This is a genomic window from Dorea sp. AGR2135, from assembly GCF_000420885.1.
Classification (GTDB): Bacteria; Bacillota; Clostridia; order Lachnospirales; family Lachnospiraceae; genus Dorea; species Dorea formicigenerans.
The window spans coordinates 19,473-40,728 of the sequence record NZ_ATVU01000017.1 but is presented as its reverse complement, the minus strand read 5'-3'; the positions used below and the strand labels follow the sequence as shown (position 1 = coordinate 40,728).

At 40.3% G+C, this 21,256-nt stretch carries 32 protein-coding genes and 1 pseudogene; 26 read left to right on the top strand and 7 right to left on the bottom strand.

What is annotated here, in order from left to right; translation table 11 throughout:
* Nucleotides 1–84: 84 nt before the first annotated feature.
* The 8 genes from pyrH (at nt 85) to G593_RS0111410 (ending at nt 7,019) form a co-directional block, all read left to right on the top strand.
* Nucleotides 85–780 carry a UMP kinase gene (gene pyrH / locus G593_RS0111450; protein ID WP_005331308.1) on the top strand — a complete coding sequence of 232 codons (696 nt, stop codon included), beginning with the start codon at nt 85–87 and terminating at the stop codon, nt 778–780.
* An 18-nt stretch (nt 781–798) separates the two neighbouring features.
* On the top strand, nt 799–1,350 hold the full coding sequence (gene frr, locus G593_RS0111445; protein WP_005339772.1) for a ribosome recycling factor: 552 nt from the start codon (nt 799–801) through the stop codon (nt 1,348–1,350).
* Nucleotides 1,351–1,540: 190 nt separating this feature from the next.
* Complete coding sequence (locus tag G593_RS0111435; RefSeq protein WP_288165522.1) at nt 1,541–2,251, top strand: isoprenyl transferase; 711 nt, start codon at nt 1,541–1,543, stop codon at nt 2,249–2,251.
* A 1-nt stretch (nt 2,252) separates the two neighbouring features.
* Nucleotides 2,253–3,059, top strand: a complete 807-nt coding sequence (locus G593_RS0111430) for a phosphatidate cytidylyltransferase (protein WP_029731761.1) — start codon at nt 2,253–2,255, stop codon at nt 3,057–3,059.
* A gap of 34 nt (nt 3,060–3,093) precedes the next feature.
* Nucleotides 3,094–4,236 (top strand): 1-deoxy-D-xylulose-5-phosphate reductoisomerase, encoded by a 1,143-nt coding sequence (locus tag G593_RS0111425; protein WP_005331296.1) that lies wholly within the window; start codon nt 3,094–3,096, stop codon nt 4,234–4,236.
* A gap of 9 nt (nt 4,237–4,245) precedes the next feature.
* On the top strand, nt 4,246–5,277 hold the full coding sequence (gene rseP, locus G593_RS0111420; RefSeq protein ID WP_029731760.1) for an RIP metalloprotease RseP: 1,032 nt from the start codon (nt 4,246–4,248) through the stop codon (nt 5,275–5,277).
* A gap of 91 nt (nt 5,278–5,368) precedes the next feature.
* Nucleotides 5,369–5,830: a GNAT family N-acetyltransferase gene (locus G593_RS0111415; RefSeq protein WP_005331292.1), complete on the top strand. Its 462-nt coding sequence runs from the start codon at nt 5,369–5,371 to the stop codon at nt 5,828–5,830.
* Nucleotides 5,831–5,846: 16 nt separating this feature from the next.
* Entirely contained in the window at nt 5,847–7,019 is a 1,173-nt protein-coding gene (locus tag G593_RS0111410) for an ATP-binding protein (RefSeq protein WP_029731759.1), read from the top strand.
* A 222-nt stretch (nt 7,020–7,241) separates the two neighbouring features.
* Here the strand turns inward: G593_RS0111410 and G593_RS0111405 are convergent.
* The 6 genes and pseudogenes from G593_RS0111405 to G593_RS0111380 all read right to left on the bottom strand — a co-directional run.
* Nucleotides 7,242–7,628: pseudogene (locus tag G593_RS0111405) on the bottom strand (peptidoglycan-binding protein); the annotation flags it as partial.
* 62 nt (nt 7,629–7,690) lie between these two features.
* A complete protein-coding gene (locus G593_RS0111400; RefSeq protein WP_029731757.1) occupies nt 7,691–9,178 on the bottom strand; it encodes a recombinase family protein in 1,488 nt (495 codons plus the stop codon).
* Between the two features lie 187 nt (nt 9,179–9,365).
* On the bottom strand, nt 9,366–10,253 hold the full coding sequence (gene dinD / locus G593_RS0111395; RefSeq protein ID WP_029731756.1) for a DNA damage-inducible protein D: 888 nt from the start codon (nt 10,251–10,253) through the stop codon (nt 9,366–9,368).
* Nucleotides 10,254–10,481: 228 nt separating this feature from the next.
* On the bottom strand, nt 10,482–11,027 hold the full coding sequence (locus G593_RS0111390; protein WP_029731755.1) for a Uma2 family endonuclease: 546 nt from the start codon (nt 11,025–11,027) through the stop codon (nt 10,482–10,484).
* A 167-nt stretch (nt 11,028–11,194) separates the two neighbouring features.
* On the bottom strand, nt 11,195–12,529 hold the full coding sequence (locus G593_RS0111385) for a DUF4041 domain-containing protein (RefSeq protein ID WP_029731754.1): 1,335 nt from the start codon (nt 12,527–12,529) through the stop codon (nt 11,195–11,197).
* Between the two features lie 80 nt (nt 12,530–12,609).
* Entirely contained in the window at nt 12,610–13,236 is a 627-nt protein-coding gene (locus G593_RS0111380; RefSeq protein WP_029731753.1) for a helix-turn-helix domain-containing protein, read from the bottom strand.
* Between the two features lie 142 nt (nt 13,237–13,378).
* On the opposite strand from G593_RS0111380, the gene G593_RS0111375 reads away from it, so the two are divergent.
* Nucleotides 13,379–13,582, top strand: coding sequence for a helix-turn-helix domain-containing protein (locus tag G593_RS0111375; protein ID WP_021840551.1), 204 nt, complete (start codon nt 13,379–13,381; stop codon nt 13,580–13,582).
* 37 nt (nt 13,583–13,619) lie between these two features.
* A complete protein-coding gene (locus tag G593_RS20170) occupies nt 13,620–13,766 on the top strand; it encodes a hypothetical protein (RefSeq protein WP_155961804.1) in 147 nt (48 codons plus the stop codon).
* Nucleotides 13,767–13,810: 44 nt separating this feature from the next.
* Here the strand turns inward: G593_RS20170 and G593_RS19065 are convergent, their stop codons facing one another.
* Nucleotides 13,811–14,344, bottom strand: coding sequence for a hypothetical protein (locus tag G593_RS19065; protein ID WP_029731752.1), 534 nt, complete (start codon nt 14,342–14,344; stop codon nt 13,811–13,813).
* Between the two features lie 97 nt (nt 14,345–14,441).
* On the opposite strand from G593_RS19065, the gene G593_RS0111360 reads away from it, so the two are divergent.
* From G593_RS0111360 to G593_RS0111290, 16 genes are all read left to right on the top strand, one after another.
* Complete coding sequence (locus G593_RS0111360) at nt 14,442–14,633, top strand: hypothetical protein (RefSeq protein ID WP_029731751.1); 192 nt, start codon at nt 14,442–14,444, stop codon at nt 14,631–14,633.
* Nucleotides 14,634–14,819, top strand: coding sequence for a hypothetical protein (locus tag G593_RS0111355; protein WP_029731750.1), 186 nt, complete (start codon nt 14,634–14,636; stop codon nt 14,817–14,819).
* 21 nt (nt 14,820–14,840) lie between these two features.
* Complete coding sequence (locus G593_RS20165) at nt 14,841–14,984, top strand: hypothetical protein (RefSeq protein ID WP_155961802.1); 144 nt, start codon at nt 14,841–14,843, stop codon at nt 14,982–14,984.
* A gap of 21 nt (nt 14,985–15,005) precedes the next feature.
* Nucleotides 15,006–15,188: a hypothetical protein gene (locus tag G593_RS0111345; protein ID WP_029731749.1), complete on the top strand. Its 183-nt coding sequence runs from the start codon at nt 15,006–15,008 to the stop codon at nt 15,186–15,188.
* Nucleotides 15,189–15,202: 14 nt separating this feature from the next.
* Nucleotides 15,203–15,601 carry a hypothetical protein gene (locus tag G593_RS0111340; RefSeq protein ID WP_029731748.1) on the top strand — a complete coding sequence of 133 codons (399 nt, stop codon included), beginning with the start codon at nt 15,203–15,205 and terminating at the stop codon, nt 15,599–15,601.
* Between the two features lie 129 nt (nt 15,602–15,730).
* Nucleotides 15,731–16,027 carry a hypothetical protein gene (locus G593_RS0111335; RefSeq protein WP_029731747.1) on the top strand — a complete coding sequence of 99 codons (297 nt, stop codon included), beginning with the start codon at nt 15,731–15,733 and terminating at the stop codon, nt 16,025–16,027.
* Nucleotides 16,028–16,085: 58 nt separating this feature from the next.
* Nucleotides 16,086–16,481, top strand: coding sequence for a hypothetical protein (locus tag G593_RS0111330; RefSeq protein ID WP_029731746.1), 396 nt, complete (start codon nt 16,086–16,088; stop codon nt 16,479–16,481).
* A 12-nt stretch (nt 16,482–16,493) separates the two neighbouring features.
* A complete protein-coding gene (locus G593_RS0111325) occupies nt 16,494–17,234 on the top strand; it encodes a hypothetical protein (protein ID WP_081646538.1) in 741 nt (246 codons plus the stop codon).
* Nucleotides 17,235–17,312: 78 nt separating this feature from the next.
* Nucleotides 17,313–18,143, top strand: coding sequence for a DUF4373 domain-containing protein (locus tag G593_RS0111320; protein WP_049946484.1), 831 nt, complete (start codon nt 17,313–17,315; stop codon nt 18,141–18,143).
* Nucleotides 18,136–19,875 (top strand): hypothetical protein, encoded by a 1,740-nt coding sequence (locus tag G593_RS19060; protein WP_049946483.1) that lies wholly within the window; start codon nt 18,136–18,138, stop codon nt 19,873–19,875. The genes G593_RS0111320 and G593_RS19060 overlap by 8 nt, the downstream gene beginning before the upstream one ends.
* Nucleotides 19,876–20,181 carry an RNA polymerase sigma factor gene (locus G593_RS0111310; protein WP_029731742.1) on the top strand — a complete coding sequence of 102 codons (306 nt, stop codon included), beginning with the start codon at nt 19,876–19,878 and terminating at the stop codon, nt 20,179–20,181.
* A 9-nt stretch (nt 20,182–20,190) separates the two neighbouring features.
* Complete coding sequence (locus G593_RS20160; RefSeq protein WP_155961800.1) at nt 20,191–20,349, top strand: hypothetical protein; 159 nt, start codon at nt 20,191–20,193, stop codon at nt 20,347–20,349.
* A 6-nt stretch (nt 20,350–20,355) separates the two neighbouring features.
* The gene (locus G593_RS20155; protein WP_155961798.1) at nt 20,356–20,505 is read left to right on the top strand and encodes a hypothetical protein; all 150 of its coding nucleotides are present in this window, start codon (nt 20,356–20,358) and stop codon (nt 20,503–20,505) included.
* A 108-nt stretch (nt 20,506–20,613) separates the two neighbouring features.
* Nucleotides 20,614–20,793, top strand: a complete 180-nt coding sequence (locus G593_RS20525; RefSeq protein WP_196801968.1) for a hypothetical protein — start codon at nt 20,614–20,616, stop codon at nt 20,791–20,793.
* Complete coding sequence (locus tag G593_RS0111295; protein ID WP_029731741.1) at nt 20,733–21,011, top strand: hypothetical protein; 279 nt, start codon at nt 20,733–20,735, stop codon at nt 21,009–21,011. The genes G593_RS20525 and G593_RS0111295 overlap by 61 nt, the downstream gene beginning before the upstream one ends.
* Nucleotides 21,008–21,256, top strand: coding sequence for a hypothetical protein (locus G593_RS0111290; protein WP_029731739.1), 249 nt, complete (start codon nt 21,008–21,010; stop codon nt 21,254–21,256). Before G593_RS0111295 ends, G593_RS0111290 begins: the two co-directional genes overlap by 4 nt.

The following is a 21,256-nucleotide window of genomic DNA, read 5'->3' as shown; positions in this document are numbered from 1 at the left end:
TTTCTCACCCTATAGAGGTGGGAGTCATCTCCCGGCTGATATAAAAATGAACTGTATGAAATGTAGCGCAAGGAGTAATGAACTATGAAAAGAGTATTGTTAAAGCTCAGCGGGGAAGCTCTCGCCGGGGAGAAAAAGACAGGATTTGACGAGGCAACATGTATTGGAGTTGCAAAGCAGGTAAAACAGCTTGTTGATGACGGTGTTCAGGTAGCAATTGTAACAGGTGGAGGTAATTTCTGGAGAGGAAGAACCAGCGAGACAATTGACCGTGTAAAGGCAGATCAGATTGGAATGCTTGCAACAGTTATGAACTGTATTTACGTATCTGATATTTTCCGTTTTGCAGGAATGGAGACAGAAGTATTTACCCCGTTCGTATGCGGTGCATTTACTACATTATTTTCAAAAGATAAAGCTGTGGAAGCATTGAATCAGGGAAAGGTTGTTTTTTTTGCAGGAGGAACCGGGCACCCGTATTTTTCTACAGATACAGGTGCTGTACTTCGTGCTATTGAGATTGAAGCAGATGCAATGCTTCTGGCAAAGGCAATCGATGGAATCTATGACAGCGATCCAAAGGTAAATCCACAGGCAAAGAAATATAACGAAATTAGTATTCAGGAGATTATTGACAAAAAGCTGATGGCGGTAGATTTGACGGCTTCTATTATGTGCCTTGAGAATAAGATGCCGATGCTTGTATTCGGACTGAATGAGCCGAACAGCATTGTAGAGACAATGAGTGGAACATTTACAGGAACAAAAGTGACGGTATAATAAGGAGGATATAGCAATATGAATGAGAAATTAAAAGTATATGATACAAAGATGCAGAAGACAATGGATAGTCTGGACAGTGAGATGGGAACGATTCGTGCAGGACGTGCCAATCCGAATGTGCTGAACAGAATTATGGTAGATTATTATGGAACACCAACACCAATCCAACAGGTAGCGAACGTATCTGTTCCGGAACCGAGAATGATTCAGATTCAGCCATGGGAGAAGAGCATGCTCAAAGTTATCGAGAAAGCAATCATGGTTTCTGATCTTGGTATCAATCCGACAAATGACGGAACTGCTGTAAGACTGATCTTTCCGGAACTTACAGAAGAACGACGTAAAGAGCTTGTAAAAGATGTTAAGAAAAAAGGCGAGGCGGCGAAAGTTGCAATTCGTAACATCCGTCGTGATGGAAATGATGCATTTAAGAAGCTGAAAGGTTCTGATGTTTCTGAAGACGAGATCAAGAATCTGGAAGATGAACTTCAGAAGATGACGGATAAGTATGTTAAAGAGATTGACCGTGCTGTTGAAGTAAAATCAAAAGAAGTTATGACTGTATAGTCTGGAATGAAAAGAAGAGGGCAGCCCCGGCAGATATGCAGGAGGGGTCTGTCCTCATTTAATGTTGATAAGATTTAATGTTGATAAGAAAAAAATTTCACAGAAGAATGTCGAGACATTCTTGAATGTTGAAATATATTTGTGTCAGATTTGAAATGTGTGAGATAATTTTAGTCAGCAGGAGGATAATATTATGAATATACCACAGCATGTTGCGATTATTCTGGATGGTAACGGACGCTGGGCAAAGGCAAAAGGAATGCCGCGTAATTATGGGCATGCACAGGGAAGTAAGAATGTAGAGAAGATTTGTGAAGAAGCATGGTGCATGGGAATAAAATATCTGACCGTATATGCTTTTTCTACTGAGAACTGGAATCGTCCAAAAGAAGAAGTAAATGCTCTGATGAAGCTGCTTCGCAATTACATGAAAACCTGTCTTAAGACAGCAGCGAAAAATGATATGAAAGTCCGTGTAATCGGAGATATTACAAAATTGGATGAAGATATTCAGAAGAGAATTCTGGAGCTTGAAGAGGCAACGAAAAATAATGGTGGATTGAATTTTCAGATTGCAATCAATTATGGAAGCCGTGATGAAATCACAAGAGCGGTACGCACGTTGGCTGAAGATGTAAAAGAAGGAAAACTTATGCCGGAAGAAGTGAATGAGGCATGTATAGAAAGGTATCTGGATACACACGATATTCCAGATCCTGACCTTCTGATTCGCACAAGTGGAGAGCAGAGATTGTCCAATTATCTTTTGTGGCAGCTTGCTTATACAGAGTTTTATTTTACCGATGTTCCATGGCCGGATTTTTCCAAGCAGGAATTGGAGAAGGCAATTGAACAGTATAATCGCAGGGACAGACGCTATGGCGGCGTGAAGGAGGAATAAGATGTTTAAGACAAGGCTCATAAGTGGAATTATACTGGTGATTGTGCTGATCGCAACAGTCGGAACTGGAGGAAATGTTCTTTTGGGTCTGCTTGCGGTTGTCAGCCTGATTGGATTGACAGAATTATATAAAGTGATAGAAGTTCAGAATAAACTTTTAGGATTTGCAGGATATCTGGCAACAGTGGCCTATTATGTACTGCTCTATACTGGGAATCTTCAGTATATGACACTTTTTACGATTGTGTTTTTAGTATTAGTTATGGCGGTATATGTATTTACATTTCCAAATTACAGATCTGAACAGGTGATGACTGTATTTTTTGGAGTGTTTTATGTAGCAGTAATGTTGTCCTACATTTATCAGACACGCATGCTGGAAGATGGGGACATAGTTGTATGGTTGATTTTCTTAAGTTCCTGGGGCTGTGACACTTGTGCGTATTGTGCCGGTATGCTTCTTGGAAAGCACAAGATGGCACCAAAACTCAGCCCAAAGAAATCTGTAGAAGGTGGTATTGGTGGCGTACTGGGGGCTGCGCTTCTAGGAGTGTTATTTGCATTAGCTGTGAATCAGTGGGCAGGAGCACAGGCAGGAGTTCTGGAATACGCAATCATTTGCGGAGTCGGTGGAATGATTTCACAGGTTGGAGATCTGGCTGCTTCTGCAATTAAAAGAAATCATGAGATTAAGGATTACGGGAAATTGATCCCGGGACATGGTGGAATTCTGGACCGGTTCGACAGTGTAATATTTACAGCTCCGATTATTTATTATCTGACCATGGCGCTGGCGGGGAATTTGTAACGAGAAATCATATGATATATTAAAAGGTGGTAATATGAAGAAAATAGCAATTCTGGGTTCTACAGGTTCCATTGGAACACAGACACTGGAAGTCGTAAGAGAAAATGGAGATATCGAGGTACTTGGTCTGGCAGCAGGAAGTAATATTTCGCTTCTGGAAGAGCAGATCAGGGAATTTCAGCCAAAACTTGTAGCTGTCTGGGATGAGAAAAAAGCAGCAGAATTAAAAATAAAAGTACAGGATCTGGATGTAAAAATCGTAACTGGTATGGACGGACTGATTGAAGTATCAGTTATGGAAGAAGTGGAGATACTGTTGACAGCTGTTGTTGGTATGATTGGAATCCGCCCGACGGTTGAGGCAATTAAAGCAGGAAAAGATATCGCTCTCGCAAATAAAGAGACATTGGTAACTGCGGGACATATCATTATGCCACTGGCAAAAGAAATGGGGGTTTCCATTCTTCCGGTGGATAGTGAGCACAGTGCCATTTTCCAGTCACTTCAAGGCAATAAGATGAATTCGATCCATAAGATTTTATTGACAGCTTCTGGTGGACCGTTCCGCGGGAAAAAACAGGAAGACCTTTTGAATATTCAGGTAGAAGATGCGCTAAAGCATCCGAATTGGGCAATGGGACGGAAAATTACGATTGATTCTTCAACTATGGTCAATAAAGGTCTGGAAGTCATTGAAGCAAAATGGCTTTTTGGAGTGGAGGTGGATAAAGTACAAGTCGTTGTACAACCGCAGAGTGTCATTCATTCTATGGTGGAATATGAAGATGGCGCAATTATTGCACAACTTGGTACACCAGATATGAAACTTCCAATTCAATATGCACTTTATTATCCTAAGCGCAGGTATTTGCCGGGAGACAGGCTGGATTTCTGGCGCATGGGAAAACTGGATTTTGAAAAGCCGGATATGGATACATTTTACGGACTGGCACTGGCTTATGAAGCGGGAAGAACAGGGGGATCGCTTCCAACTGTATTCAATGCGGCAAATGAAATGGCAGTCGGACAATTTTTGAACAGGGAGATTAAATATCTGGAGATTATAGAGATTATAGAGGATTGTATGAGAGCACATAAGAATATTGAGAATCCGACACTTGACCAGATTCTGGAGACAGAAGCTGAAACTTACGCACGAATCAAAAGCAGGAGGTAATCGTTAGATTTGGGTATTATATTTGCAATCTTAATTTTTAGTTTTATTGTGTTCTTTCATGAACTTGGACATTTTACACTTGCAAAGTTAAACGGCATTGATGTACAGGAATTTGCTATTGGCATGGGTCCGACATTATTTTCAAAAGAATACAAAGGGACAGTTTACGCTGTACATTTGTTGCCAATCGGTGGATTTTGTGCAATGGGCGAAGACGATGAAGAGACAGAGTCACCTGGAAACTTCAATAAAAAATCTGTATGGGCAAGAATTTCAGTCATTGCAGCGGGACCGATTTTTAACTTTATTATGGCATTTGTTCTCGCTGTAATTTTGACAGCAATGGTCGGATATGATAAACCAGTTATCTCGAGTGTAGAAGAAGGATATTCTGCGGCAGAGGCCGGCATACAAGAGGGAGACACCATTGTTCGGATGGGTGGAAAGAAGATTAATATTTTCCGTGAGATTACTTATTATAATCAATTCCATCAAGGAGAGACTGTGAAAGTAACGTATCTCCATGACGGAGAAAAACATACAGCGACATTAGTACCGAAGATGGATGACGAACTTGGATATTATCGTATCGGAATCAGTGGAGGTGGAAATACAAAAGCAAATGCATGGACATCTGTTCAATATGGTGCGTACGAAGTTAAATTCTGGATATGTACTACATTTGAAAGTCTAAAACAACTGGTGACAGGAAACGTAGGCGTCAAACAATTATCCGGTCCAGTGGGAATCGTAAATATGGTAGATACAACTTATAATGAAAGCAAGTCATATGGTGTATTTATTGTAATAGCACAATTCCTTAATATTGGAATTCTGCTATCGGCAAACTTAGGGGTCATGAATTTATTACCATTACCGGCATTGGACGGAGGACGACTGGTATTTTTACTCATAGAGGCGATCCGTAGGAAACGGATTCCACCGGAGAAAGAAGGCTACGTGCATCTGGCAGGCATGGCACTTCTAATGATTTTGATGGTAGTAGTGATGTATAACGATATTGCCAGAATTTTCTTTTAATTGTAGTTGGGGACGGGGTTTTTTTGAAAAACCCCCGTCCCCAACTGAAAAATAACTTGTCCCAAATTGAAATTGTGTATGAGGTGTTGAATTGGAGTATACAAAAGCGACAATTGATGATATGGAGGAATTCTATGATCTTGTTCAAAATACGATTCAAGAAGTTTATCCAAAGTACTATCCGGAGGAAGTGGTAAGGTTCTTTAGCCAGCAGCATTGCTGGGAGAATTTGGAACGTGATCTTGAAGAGGAACGCATTTATATCCTTCAGGATGGGGAGTGTGTGATTGGTGCCGGCAGTTTTGAGGGCAACCATATTACTCGGGTCTTTGTGAGGAAAGATTATCAGAGACATGGCGTTGGCAGTCTGATTATGCAGCGGTTGGAAGATGTGATTGCCAGAGAATATGAGTCGGTACGTCTGGAGGCTACGTTGCCTGCAGTAATTATGTTTGAAAAGAGAGGGTACCGTACAATCCGCCATGAAAAGTGGACTGTGAGAAATGGGGCAGTGCTTGTGTATCCTGTGATGGAGAAAATATTGCGTAGATAAGAGGACATAAGGGAAAATGAAGACGATTACTATAGAAGATGTAGAGAAGAAAGATATAAATCAGGTCACAATTTTGGATATCCGTCCGGAGGATGCTTACTGTAGAGGAACCGTTGAAGGTGCAATCAATATTCCGATGCAGGAAGTGGACAATCGAAGAGATGAGATTCCGAGAGATAAACCAGTATATGTACTTTGCCACACTGGGGAGTGGAGTGCTTATACAGTAAATATGCTGGAAGAAGCAGGATATGAGGCGTACAATATTGAAGGTGGATATCGTTCTTTTCTACGTATGATGCTTGGACGTTTTGTGGAAAATGAGACAGTCATGGCTGAAAAACAGAAGGATATTGAAAAAAGTATTATTAAAAAGTTCCGTAAATCTGTCTGGTGCAAATTTACGAAGGCAATTCGGGAGTATGAACTTGTAAAAGACGGAGATAAGATTGCTGTCTGTATTTCTGGTGGAAAAGATTCTATGCTTATGGCGAAACTTTTTCAAGAGCTTAGAAAACATGGAAAAGCAAATTTTGAGCTCGTCTTTCTTGTAATGAATCCAGGATATAATGCAGATAACTGGAAGATTATTCAGGATAATGCAAAAGTCCTTGGAATTCCGTTAACAGTATTTGAAAGCAATATTTTTGATACTGTAGCAGACATTGACAAAAATCCGTGTTATCTCTGTGCAAGAATGCGCAGAGGTTATCTTTATTCACATGCGAAGGAGCTTGGATGTAATAAGATTGCATTAGGACACCATTATGATGATGTGATTGAGACGATTCTGATGGGAATGCTATACAGTGGGAAGATTGAGACAATGATGCCTAAACTTCATAGTACGAACTTTGAAGGTATGGAGTTGATTCGACCAATGTATCTGATTAAAGAGGCGGATATTATTGGATGGCGAGATTATAATCAATTAAATTTTATCCAGTGTGCATGCAGGTTTACAGAAAATTGTGCAACCTGTGGCGGAGGACGTGGTTCCAAACGTGATGAAATGAAAGAACTAATCGCGCAGTTCAGAGAAGAAAGCAATCTGATTGAAAAGAATATTTTCCGAAGTGTTCATAATGTAAATTTAAGAACAGTCATTGGATATCACAAAGATGATGATATTTACAATTTTCTTGATGACTACGATGAACGTGGAAAAAAGAAACATGAAAAAATGTAATTATTCTGTCAGTTTGAGGGTTTCATGTGATACAGGAGAACATACCTGTATCACATGAAAATTTAGATAATATAGTTCCTAAGTCATCTCGATATAGCCTCCGGCAGGATTGCAGAGGTGCACAGTAGAAGTATGTCATGCAATTGCATGACGCGCACCTCGCAGCAAGAATGCCGAGGCATTCTTGAATTTATTCTTTGGTGATGTATTTAGCCATCTAAGCTAATTTAATTCTGCAATTCTAGATACTCCAACATATATTTCTGAGATTTTATACCATGTTTTATAATCAACAATTCCAGTCACTGGAAGACCGAAGATTAACTGGAATTTTCGTACAGCAGCTTCAGTGGCAGGACCGAAGATTCCATCTGCATCAATCTTAGGAATTGCTGGATAGGCATCAGATATAACAAGGAGTTGCTCCTGCATCTGGCGTACCTTGTCACCGGTGGAACCGATACTTAAGTCGTAACCCGGCCAGGACGATGGAATACCGGAAATTGCACTGGCAGTGTTAATATACATGTCATCACCGTAGTAGTAACGCAGAATTTGGATAGGAGTATAGCCTTGATCACCTAAGGTCTTTGAGCCCCACTGTGTCAACCTTTTTGCTACAACGTATAAAGAACCCGCAAGCCCTTATTTTACAGTGGTTTGCGGGTATTTTACTGATATAAGAAATAATAGATTTTCAGAGAATCTTGTTCTCGGTCGTAGACAATTTTGTCCACAATCTGTTTTAATGCTTCGTTCTTTTGTGCTGTAGTAAAAGAATCGGAGACTAGGATATCATAGACGCCCTGCACCCTTAACAGTATGTTGGCAGCAGGATCCGGCGTATCTTTTGGAGTATTGTCTTCCAGTTCTTTTAATTGTTCTTCCAAGTGTATGCGTTCTTTCTGAAGCAGTGTTTTATTCGCTTTATATTCCTCAAGAGTATCAATTCCCTCACGGTAAGAAGCTTTGATTCGTTCTTCTTTTCCGGAAAGACTTTCCAGACGACTGGTTAATATATTTTTCTCATTGGAGACTTCTATCGGCTGACGTTCTTTTAAGGTGTAAGAAATGTTGCCGGAGCTTAGAGATTCCTTGACGCAGGCAAGGACCTCTTTCTCCAGGATAAGGGAACTGATTCCATGTGGTTTCTCACATTTTCCTTTATGATATCCATAGCAAGAGAAGTAGGAGTATTTCTCACCGTTCGCACGTTTCATGGTGGCAGCAGTCAATGTACGTCCACATGCAGGACATTTCAGTAATCCGGAGAGCCAGTGTTTATATGTAGAAGAGGGACGTTTTCCGGAAGGGCTGTAGGTTGTTTCGAATCGTTTCTGTGCTGCATCAAATAATTCCTTTGTAATAATTGCCGGCTGTTGTCCTTCTGTGACGATCCATTCATCTTTATCCTTGATTCTGTTCGTACTGTTTTCTGTCCGGTTCCACCGAATCATACCGCAGTAGGAAGGATTCTGAATGATGTACTCAATAGATCTCCGCTCAAATGGTTTGCCCTGTGAGGTCTTAAGCCCAAGATTGTTCAAGCGTCTTGCAATATCAAAAAATCCGATACCTTCATTCGCATACCAGTTAAATATCATGCGCACGATTTCTGCTTCTTCTGGGATAATTACCGGAGGCTTGCCATGCTCCACGACCTTGTATCCGAGTGGCGGACGTGCCTGGTATGCTCCACGGGTTGCATTTTCTTTCATGCCCCGGAATACTTCACCAGATAATCGGATAGAGTAGTATTCATCCATCCACTCAATGATACGTTCAATCAGAGAACCGAAAGGATTATTTGAAAGAGGTTCGGAGATGCTCACGACTTCTACATTGTGTTGCTTCTTGAGAAGAGACTTGTAGACAATGGATTCTTCCTGGTTCCGGGCAAATCGTGAGAACTTCCATACCAGGATCAGATCTACCGGGTGATCAGAACCCTTTGCAAGTCCGACCATCTCCTGGAAGCCTGGACGCTTTTCAGCTTTCCGGCCGGAGATTCCAAGGTCAGAGAAAATCTTAAGGATTACAATATTGTTCCTGGTAGCATACTCCCGGAGAAGATTCTCCTGAGAATCCGGGGAGATTTCTTCCTGATCGTGCGTGGATACGCGGATATAGCCATAGGCATATCTTAATTCACTCATCATATCACCTTCCTTAGTATATATGTGCGACGTCGCACAAATTTGCGTATAAAAATAACAGCCAGCAAGGAACAAGTGTTCCGCTTGCGTGACTGCTCCGAAGATGATACACTAATTATTGAACGTACTGGTGTATCCTTCGGGGCATTAGTCTTTGAGCCGTTCCTGTTGACGCAGGAGCGGTTTTTACTTATTCTTTTAAATTTCGTTGTTCTCTTTCAATCTGCTTAATACTTTTCTTTGGAGTCGGAAGATCTTCAGGCATAGTACCTCCCAGATCTTTGATTGTTTGGCGAACTTTTTGACCAACATCAAAATGGGTTTGATTAGCCTCTTCTTTCCCGGTAATATGATCACGTCGAAGTTTTTCATCGGTCTGTGTTGCACGGAAAAGATTAGCTGCTAATTCGGTGCTTCCCATGTGATCCAAAATCTTTTGGCTTTTCTTTAACCCTTTTCGAGCATGTATTTCTTTTACACCTAATCCGCCATATAATCCCTTGTATCCTTTATTTTGAAAAATAGCATAGTCTCTTGGGTCGCTGATACCAGCCATTTTTGCAGCTTCAGCAAGAGATTTATTATGTGAAATCATTTCACCACGGATTGCTAATCTCTTTTTCTCTTCAGTAAGATTATCGAAGTTTTCAATTAACTCTTGCTGTCTGGTTTTAACTGCAAAATAAGTCTGACCAAGAGCAATCACCTTTTTGCGAGAATCACCATTTTGCACAATTAGGTAACAGGCATAGCGGGATAATTCAATATCACCAATATCTTTTGTAGTTGCGCCGGCTTTCACGATTTTGCCAACGTTGGCAAAATGGTCAGAAACATTGTAACCACTGTTTTGACAAGCTTCTTTAGCTTTGTCAATTACTGAGCAGAATCTACGCCATTGTTTATATTCTAAGGCGATTTGTAGCTCACGCGCATACCAAAATTCTTCACCCGCTTCAGTTTCGTGTTTGATAGAGTCAAAAAGTGATTCACTATAATTTGCACGTTCTTCATCAGATAAAGCATTTCCAATAACTCGATCGTGTAATTCGGTTAATTTACTTTCAAAATCGTCCATAATTGTTCCTTTCTCTATTTGTATAGTGAACTTGTAAGCATTCCTTACAAGTTGAAAATTGACATATTTGTATAGGTGACGTACAATATATCTAACTAGACAACTGGGAATAGTTACAAATTATATGTAATAGGCAAGTTATTTACTCCGGCCAAGAGACAAGATAGCTTGCTTATTTTTGTAGTTTAGAATAGATTGACCATTACGGTGATTTTGCCGGAATGGTATTTACTTCAGCAGATCTGCAACACAAATCTTAAGGTCACCATAGATTGTAACCGTAATTTCATCATCAAAGGAGTACTGGGTGGAATCCTCGGTACCTTCAAATGAATATACCTGTACAGTGCGTTGCAATGGATTGACAATCCAATATTCACGAACACCTGCAGTACGATACTTAAAAAGTTTTGTCAGATAATCCATGCGCTGACTGCTTGGAGAAACAATCTCAATGATGAAGTCAGGAGCTCCCTGGTATCCCCTGTTGTCAACCTTGGAAGAATCACAAATAACAGAGATATCTGGTTCCACATAATTGCGGTCGTCTTCATTTAAAAATACAGCAAACGGAGCAGGGTAGACTTTGCATGGTCCACCATTCTTTTTGATGTAATCTCTGAGAGTAGCAGAAAGTTCCATTACAAGTTCCTGATGCATCGGACTTGGTGGAGCCATATCGTAGATCTGGCCGTCAATTAATTCTGCGCGCTGTCCTTCAGGGAGAGCATAGATGTCATCAATCGTATATGTGTTTGATTTTGGCAATGGCATAAGATTCACGTCCTTTCATAATAGTGTATGGTTAAAGTATAACCAATTTGATTGGAAATTTGTCCAGCCGGGCGACAACTCCGGCATCTCTTTAAGACCACAAGGGTGTGATAGCTGCCTTTCTATCCTTGGACAATACGTATGCCAACGGGGTGGCGATTTCTATTTTATTTACACATTTCTTGTTGCATCTTCAAACTTATTCTATACTGTTCTGCATCTGGAACATCAATAAATTCTACTGTTTTATCAAAGTTTTTCTTTACAACATCTTTTATTTCATCAAGAGTTACGTGGAAGAATTCTCTACGCGTATTAACCATATTGAGTTTTCTGTCCTCAAAAGCTTTATGTAGAGCTGTTTCCAATGCCGGCGCATCATCAGAGAAAATCATAGCATGTACATCAAAGTTAAATGGCACAGATGCATCGCCAAGTTCATCAACGCGATCTTGTGGGTCCAATCGTCTTGTCATGCCAATCTTGTAAATATCTGGACCAAATGCTCCGATGTTGGATATTACATATACATATCCAGCTCTTTGATTTGCTTCTCTGTAATCAATATCTTTTATTGCTTTATCGATATCCTGTAACTGGTTTTCGAGTTCAGATTTCTTAGCCAAAAGAGCGGAGTCCTCAGGAGACTGTTCCAATTGTCTTAGTATATGTTCATAAGCTGTTTGATAGTGTGTTTGTTCTTTCTCAATCTTTTTCCTTTGAGCTTCAATTTCTTTTTGAAGTCTGGCGGCTTCGCGAAGTTCTGCACGGGCAGCTTTTTGAGCTTCTTTTTCTTCCTGTTTCTTTTGCTGATATTCAAATGCTAATCGAAGTTCTTCAACTTTTAAATTCAAATATGCAGATTTTATGGAAATATCCATAATTGTTCCAAGCTTCGAAATAGACTCTGCGGATTTGTAAATTCGGTTCAATGATGCATCATAGTTGGTGTATTTTACGTTAGATATAAGATCATCGCATTCGGTGTTAAATGCCCGAAGTAAAAGCTTTTGCGTGTCATTAACCATTTTCCGTCCTTTAGAGAGGCTATCATTTACCCGCCAATTTGTATTTCCAGTTACAGCATCTTTATTTTTTATAAGGGTCTTTTGCTTTGCACGTATCTCAGCCAATTTATCTTTATAGTCAAGAGCATTTGCAAAGCTATAATGTGGACGGTACAATCCAAACTCTTGAACAAGAATTTCATCGTCTAAATCTATAATCTGCTTTTCGCGGTTCCTTATCTCGTTATCCAGATTCTCAATATTAGATACACGGCGCGAAATGTCAGCTTCAATATCTTTTATGTTGCTTTCCAAAGATGATTTTTGAGAGTTGAGCTTGTCTATAAGTCCATGAAGTTTTTGCGCATCTTGCATTTCTGGTGTGAGTAAAGATTGCGCATGATTTAACTCTCCCTGTAAACGTGCATTTTCTTGTTTTAGTTCTTCAATTTCATTTTTGAATTGTCCAGTTTTAAAAATATCACCAATTCCCATATCTTTCTCCTTCTTTAGTAGAGTGAAAATAAGTAAGTTTAAATAAGTTTTTATATAAACACCAAAGCGATTATATACGTTTAAAATTTTCGACGAAGCTCTACAACTTTGCCAATAATCTTCACGGGCTTTTCTTCAATCTCTTCCTGATTAAAATACATCGGTTCATAATTAGGATTTAATGAGATAAGAGCAATACTGTCTGCATACTTCTTTAGTCTCTTACACACTCCATCATTCCCGTTCACAAGAGCAATTACAATCTCGTCGGATTCCGCATCATCCTGTCTTTTTACAATTACAGTATCTCCGTTATGAATATCCGGCTCCATAGAATCACCGCTGATCCGGAGTCCGAAGAACTCACCGGTCCGTGCCAGTTCTTCAGGAATCTCTTCTTCGTCGATAACATCTTCAATTGCCTCCAGCGGAATGCCTGCAGCAACTCGACCATATATTTTAATTTTGATACCTTCAGATAAACTTGATTGATCAACTGAGGTTCCATCAAGTCCCATTAATATACCAGGAGCGGTATTTAAAACTTTTGCAAATGCAATAATTTTAGATTGAGGAAGATCTATGACGCCTTTCTCGATTTTAGCAATCATACTTTTATCGGCATAACCCATTTTAGAAGCCAAATCGGATTGAGTCATATTTAATTCAATTCTTCTTGATTTTATATTTTTATACAGTTGTAACATTCATTCACCTCATTTCATAATCCTACAATAGCATATGATTGAAAATAATTCAACATTTTTGTGCAAATAGGTTGACAGAAATGCAACAGAGTGATATAAAAGAGGTAGTTGAATTAAATGCAACTAGAAAGGAGTGGATAAAATGCCGGATATAAAGATGCTAAAGGATAAAATAACAGATAGTGGAATGACAGTAAAAGCAGTTGCTGAAAAATCAGGTATTTTGAGAGAAACATTATACAATCGACTTAAGGGAGTGGGCGAATTCACGGCTTCGGAAATAGTATCGTTGTCAAATGTTTTGAATTTATCTCAAACAGAACGAGATGATATTTTTTTAAAATAAAAGTTGAATGTAATGCAACTAAAATAGAGAAAGCGAGGTGAAAGAGATGAATGAAGTTGGAAGAACAGTGTATACCATTAGCGGGACGACACTTGAAAACGATAAAAGAAAAACGGCCGCAAAAGAGGCATTAGCGGCCATAAAAATGAGTTACCAGAAAACTGTTTTACTTGCGAAATCATAAAAGATATTTTGGAGCTTGCGAAGGATATCGCATACACAACTACATTACATTAAAATGTCAGAGATATCCTGCAAAGTTTTTGCTATTACTTGTTGAGCATTTTCCTGGTTTACAGTTGGACGGATAGTGGCATGATCAGCATATGAATTCAGATTAATTTCTATATGCTCTTTATAGAGCTTTCCAGATGCTTCATATGTTATGTCAAATATAAGAAAATCATATTTCTTACATAATTTATATGCCTCATCGATTGCCGAAAGAATTCGTTCACCAGGATGGAGATAAGTGCCAGCAGCATGAGAAAATGGCAAATGAAAATCGTCATCAAAGCATATACGAAAATCCACGTTGGTTTCAAGTGAAATAATCTTGGCAGTGGAATTTCCGAAGTTTTTTAGTATCAAATAGTCGAGACTAAATAGCGGGTGAAAAGAGATAGAAATATACGGTCTGGTGGAATTTTCAATCATTTTTGAGTTTTGGCGGAGTGTTATAACGACAGTTATGATAGAAATTACTGCCAAAATGAATGATAGAATGCAAAGAATAGTATTAATTAAAGTTGGTAAATCCATAAAACGCGCTCCTTTCATAAATACTCGGCATGGCGGTGCCTGTAACTAAAGTATAGGAGAGATTGAGGAAAGATGCAATAGAAGAGAGGTGGACGAAATGAAGCGGTTATGTCCAGTATGTTTTGCGGAATTACCCGCACAAGCAAATTACTGTCCGATATGCGGAAAATGCATGAGAGATGCCGTGGAGCAGATTAGTCAGTATATAGGAGAAGCGCTGATAACAACAGTAGTTAAAATAAAGGATTGTGCGATTCGCATTGGCATGAAGAAACAGGAAGGTGAGTAGATGAAACTGAGAAAGATAATTGGCTGGATACTAGTTTTTACGCCAGCAGCATTAATAGAAGCTATAAGTATTTTGCCTAATGCCATTGGAATGATGATATTAATTTTTTTATTATTTCTTGGCGTTTTCACAATTGTGCGAAAAGGATTGCATCTCATAGCAACAAGTACAAACCGTACCACATAACTTATAGAAGAGGTGGTGTAATTGAAACATTTTAACATTGTAGTTATTAATGGAGAAGAAAAAGAAATCTCTTCTCTTTCCAAGGAAGAACGACAAAGGCTGGTAGACGAATGGAACCGGCGGGCGCTGGAGCATCTTGGATATAAGCGAGAGAAAACCGCTTAGGCGGTAGAAAGGAGGACAAGCTTGAGAAAAAGAAAATCAACAAATATGGTACTGAGAGATGATGCACCATGGGAAGTCAGGCGTAGGGTTCACCAGTTGGAAAGAGAGCGATATGTTCTTTGCATCAAAAGTTTGATTATTCCAGATGTAATGCTGGCATTGGCAGCAGTCTTTGTTATTATGTGCCGTATTTCGATTGAGTAGAGGAGGTGTAAATCATGAATGATTTCGCGAAAGAGGCGTTGTTCCGAAGATGTGCAGATCAGTGTGATACGGTCGAAATGATGTCAAGAGACACGGTCGGGTATCAGACTGAATTTGAGGAGTTCCAAAGACTTCACAGAGAGATTGAAGATGCAGATCTTGAGGATGAGTACCAGGAGTGGAGAAAAGCTAACGGATACATAAAATGGGAGGAAATACGTGAAATCCCGAAGTTGTTGACGAAAGAAGAATTTGAGTCCGAGCTAGAGAACATTAAAAAGGCATTGGAAGAACATAATTTCAGCTCACGGTCTTTCAAAATACACTATTTAATCGGTTGGGTAACTACTGGAACGACAATTCACACGCCGAACCAATTGGAACAGATATTTGATTTGGCGATACAAAAATGAGTGTTCACAAAAGCCTGGCAAGGCTGGAGCACTCGGTAAAACAACCAATTTCATTATAGGAACAGAAAGGCGGTCAGTCAATGATTATAAGAAATTCTATGGCAGCAGTCCGCATTGAGGTGGTCGTAAATGGCTAAAAAGCTGTGGAGCGTGTTCACGAAAGACATGACGCATTGTTATTTCACGGGGACACCGAGCTGTCACAGGCACCATATATTTTACGGACCATACAGAAAGAAGTCTGAACAATATGGTTTCATAATTCCCATAGCATACTATCTACATGAGCACGAAAAAGACAGCGTTCATGAGAATCCAAATCATGGATTAGACCTGCAGCTCAAGCAGATGGCACAGCAGTACTGGGAGGAACATTATGGAACCAGGGAGGAGTTCATTCAGACTTTTGGAAAGAACAGATTGTAAAGAACATCTGATATAAAGTCAGAGTTTTTAATAAATTACACAGGGGGTATGTTAAGCAATGAGACACTTTAACCTGGAAACATTTGCGGGCGGTGAACTCAGCAGACAGATCAACCGAGATATTGAGGCGGTCATGAGAAATGTTGTTGATCCGAACACAGATGTGAAAGCCAAGCGAAAGATCACTGTCACGATTGAGTTCAAGCCAAATGAGCAGAGGAACTTTATCACGACTAATGTGAATTCGAAGCCAACACTCGCACCGGCGCTTGGAGCTGTAACAGCACTGGGCGTTCAGCAGGATCTGACGAGCGGAGCAATTGATGTGGCAGAAATCGGAAGTAAAATGCCTGAAGCAACTGTAAAGGTCGAGGGTAAGACCGTGGATACAGAGACAGGCGAAATCATGGAAAAAGGCAGCAAAGTAGTAGATCTTAGAAAGAGAGAAGCATAAGGAGGACTTAAGATGATGGAAGGATTAAAAGAAGCATTACAGTATATTACAGGTCTGAAGGCAGAGAGCATGGAGCCGAAGTTATTGGAGATTAATGGTGAGACGTATTGTACCAAGGATCTCACCAGATATCACAGATTCCCGATGGCAAGTTATCTTTCTGTAAATACATTAACAGCATTAGTGGACTACATTAAAGGAAAGCCGGAAGAGTTAAGAGAATCTTCCATTCTTCATGTAGTGAGTCCAACAAAGGTCCTTCTGTTCTCAGGACTTATTGACGAGAGGAACAGAGAGTCATTGATGGCAGCAGGCGCAATTGTGAATGAATTCCGGTTTGATGATTATTATGACCAGGAGCGTTTTCTGATTGAGCTGCAGGCGAACTTTGTGGAGACAGAAGACCTGACTACGATCATGCAGGTCGCCGGTAATATCAAATCCGGAACAACGGCTAATTATTCCGATGATGGCGTATCTCAGAAGACAACCATCAAATCAGGTGTGGAACTGGCAGATGTGATTGTGCCGAATCCGGTCAAGCTCAGACCATACCGCACATTTGCAGAAATTGAGCAGCCAGAGAGTTCTTATGTGTTCCGTATCAAGGACAGCGAGAGAGGACCGGCATTCAAGCTGGTGGAAGCTGACGGCGGACTGTGGAAGAATGTGACCATGAAGAAGATTAAGGAATATCTGGAGTTTGAACTTGCAGAAGAATTAAAGGAGCATCACATTACTGTGATCGCGTAGGTAACAGCACCTTAGGTTTTTATTGTATCACGAATAACTCCCTGTACGGGCAGTGCAGGGAGAAAAGGAGAATAAAAAGTGTCAGGACGACCAAAACAGGGGATAGATTACGCTGGTTGGTCGGTTGATATATTTGACGGAGACAAGAAGATAGACAAGCTCTTGGACGCAAAAGGCTGGAAAGGCTTCGGGATATATTTCTTTTTATGTCAGAGAGCGTACAAGGTAAATGGATATTTCTATGAATGGGGCTATGACGACTGTGCAACGACTGCAAGGAAGATGGGCGGCGGCATCAGTTCCGGTACAGTGAAAGAAACTGTGGACTACTGCTTGCAGGTGGATCTCTTTGATAAGAGGTTATTTGATGAGTGGGGAGTGCTTACCAGTAGAGGTATCCAACGGCGTTTCTGGACGGTATTGTCAGAACGACGGAATAAAACTGTATATAGTGAATATTGGCTTTTGAAACCCGAAGAATGCAAAGGCTTAGTTAAAGTCAGCCTTTTTTCAAATGTGCAACCGACAAATGACCATTTGCAGGGTACAGATAATGATTTGCCCCCTATAAAGGAAAGTAAAGTAAATAAAAAAATATATATAGCGTTTCAGCCGGAAGTGGAACAGGCTTTTCAATTGTACCTGCTTGTCCGTGAAAATAATTATGGATCCATCATTCCGGAACAGGTGGAGGCTCTCAGAGAAGAACTTGTGTCATTAACGAGCGATCCGGGAAAGCAATTGACCATTGTAAAGAAAGCGACTTCATGGGGAACGAAAGGTTTTGAGGATACTGAGAAGAAAACGAAGAGCCGGAAACCTCAGAAATCAAAATTCAACAATTATACCGGTCGTGATTATGACATGAACGCATTGGAGCTACAGATGCTAGGAGGAAACAATGAGTGAGATTGAGAAAAAGGAAGAGTGGTATCTGAATATTGATTATCGGGAAGCAAAAGAGATTATCCGGAACAAGCTGCAGGGCATGACACAGAACTTTATCGGAATCGGATTCTATCTCAGGCAGATCAAAGAGTCGGAAGGCTTCCGGAAAGACGGATATGCAAGTGTTTACGAATTTGCCGAAGACCAGTACGGCATTAAGAGATCTACAGCAATCCGCTGGATGCAGATGAATGAGAAGTTCTCCCAGGGAGGATATAGCCCATTCCTGGATAGCGGTTATAAGGATTTCGGTAAGAGCCAGCTCCAGGAAATGTTATATCTGGACAGTGAGCAGTTGGAAGAAGTGACCCCGGAAATGACAGTCCGGGAAATCAGAGAGATTCGAACACCGGATCTGGAACCCGAAGAGCAACTTCCCGGTCAGATGAGCGTGGAAGATTTTCCAGAAGTTTTGCCGGAGCAAGAAGAACAGCAGACAGAAGAGACAAAAGTAGAACTGCAGAAGCCGACAGAAGAAGTATGGGAATACTTAAATGCATTTGCAAGAGGATTTATAAAACTTCGCAAGAATTGGTTCCTGGAGAACTATCAGAACAGAGTTATGGATGTGACTACAAGTCCTATACTGATCAGACAGGAATTCTGTGAAGGGAGAAGCAGAACCCATTATTTTGAAATTAGAGAAAAATCAGCATTTATTAATCTCTTTGATGATTATATCCAGGTTTTTTCGGTAAATTGTGACTATCTGGGTGACTACGACTGGTTCTACCTGGCAGCAGCCATACAGTCCATGTGGAATGTAGTCGCAATAGAAGAGGCACAGCAGAAGATTGAAGAACAGCCGAGTGAGGAAGTGTGCGACGTCGCACAATCGGAAAATACAGATTGCAAACCAGAACAGTCAAGCTGTCCTCCAGGACAGACAAGTTGTCCGAGAGAGAACTGGGGAACCTCAGACGAGGATCAGTTGCAAGGCTGGAGAGAATGCGCAGCTTGCTGGAATCATTACAAGAAATTGCATGAGCATGATGAAGAGATTCCCAAAGAGAAAAATGTGGGAATTGAAATTCCTCAGGACATAATGGAAGAAGTAACAGAGCCTGTGGAGGATTATCAGGAGATTTCGGAAGAAAATGAACCGGTCATTGTGGAACAGCCGGAAGGTATTGCAATTGTTGATGCTCCATCAGAGCCAGAGTTGTACGAAGAAGTATCTGAGAAAACCGATATCGATATTGCAAGGGAAGAGAATCTGAAAGCCCGGATGTATCTGGAGATGGCTGAAAAAGAATTCAGTCAAAATGATATCAGAGTCCGGAAGCAGAAGATATTAGTTGCAGCACTGGCCGGATATATTCATGATTTGGACATGCTCTTGAATCCTCCGGAAGAACCGGAACAGCCAGAGCTGCCAATATTCCGAAACAATGACCAAAGAAAAGAGTGGCTGAGAAATCATAGAGACTGGGGAGTCTGGTACACAGATGAACATATCGGCTGTACCTACTACAAATATGATTTTGAAAATGGAGCAAGACTCATTGCTGAAGAATACGAAAGCAAGTATACAGACTATGTATCCTATCTGCATTTGATTAATGGACCAAAAGTCCCACGTGGGAAAAATGGTCAGACAAAATGGACAATACATGATTGCTACACAAAATATCCAAACAGCGAATCTGAGCTTGTAGAGTTTTTGAAGTGGATTCAGAAGGGAGAGAAGTAGATGACTCCGGCAGAAAAACAGGAAGTAATCTGGATGTTTCTAGATCAGGGATTGAGCTATAAAGAAATTGCAGAAAGAACAGGCATTCCTTATGGAACAGTATATATGCATGCAAAACGGAAGCGAGAGCATGATGAGGCAGATATGACCGGAGATAACTCTGACCGTCATAAATGCAGAACATGCCAGTATCGCCACAGTGATGCAGGTGGTTGTGATTACTGTATCCATACCGGTAGGGAACGTGGTTGTGATGTGGAAGTGTGCGATAAGGCAGTAGTAGGAGAAAGATTGACGAAGATTTAGGAGGCTGCAATGGACAAGAAAGAATATGACGAAATAGAAGAACAGGCAAACAGGTTACAGAGTGAAGCTGGTAGAAGATGCAATCAGCAAATAAAAGAAGTTAACAAATACCACGAAGGATACATTCAGGGAGTGGAAGACTTGCTGAAAGTTATAAGGAGGCGATAGACAGCTATGAGTAAAATTCCAAAAGAAATAGTAGACAAAATCGAGCAGAGAAATAAACTTAACGAAGAAATAGAGACATGGTGCAAAGAACATCTTGATATTCATTTATGCGGTACTTATATCACTGGCAATTACAGCAGTATGGTATGTGTATGAGTATAAGCAGTTTGGAGAACTACAGTGGGATAGAGAGTGCGATTCGATTGTAAGCATTTTATATTTTATAGCATTATGGATTGCATATAGCGAAAGGAGTTGATGGTAATGAATAACAATATTCCAGAAAATAAGAACAAATACAAGAACAACTGTCGGAAGGTCTATGCAGATTATCACAGAGATGACCAAAATAAGATGATTGAAGCAAGGAGGCTCAGAAAGAAATGTGGACCATTAAATCGGACGAACGTCTTGAATTACATGATGAAGAAGAGGACGAAGTAATTGCAATATTACTTTGGGACGAGAGATTCTTGAACTGGAAATTGTATTATAGGTATACAGGAGGGAGTGGATATGCCTATCTGGATTCCATGGAAGGATTTGGAAAGCTGGATATAGAACCAGTAGAGATGGCAGCAGTCGAGACCATTATAGACTACTGCAAGGAAAAGGCAAACCTTTGGGAAGGACGTGCAGAGGACATGGAGGCGATGATGTGAAATGGATTCGGGAAAACATGAATCAGATAAATCTGGTAGAGGAAGGAAAAAAGATAGCATACATTGCCTATATTAACTGGGAATGGAAATTATTTGAAGGTGGTGAAGAGTGGTGTATTGGTCTGAAGGTTTATAATTCGCATCAGGTAGAAGAGGCACAGCGGGCAGCAGTCAATGAACTGATTCGGTATCACACAGAAAAAGCAGAGTTGTTCCAGAAATATAAAATGGAGACAGCAGCATAA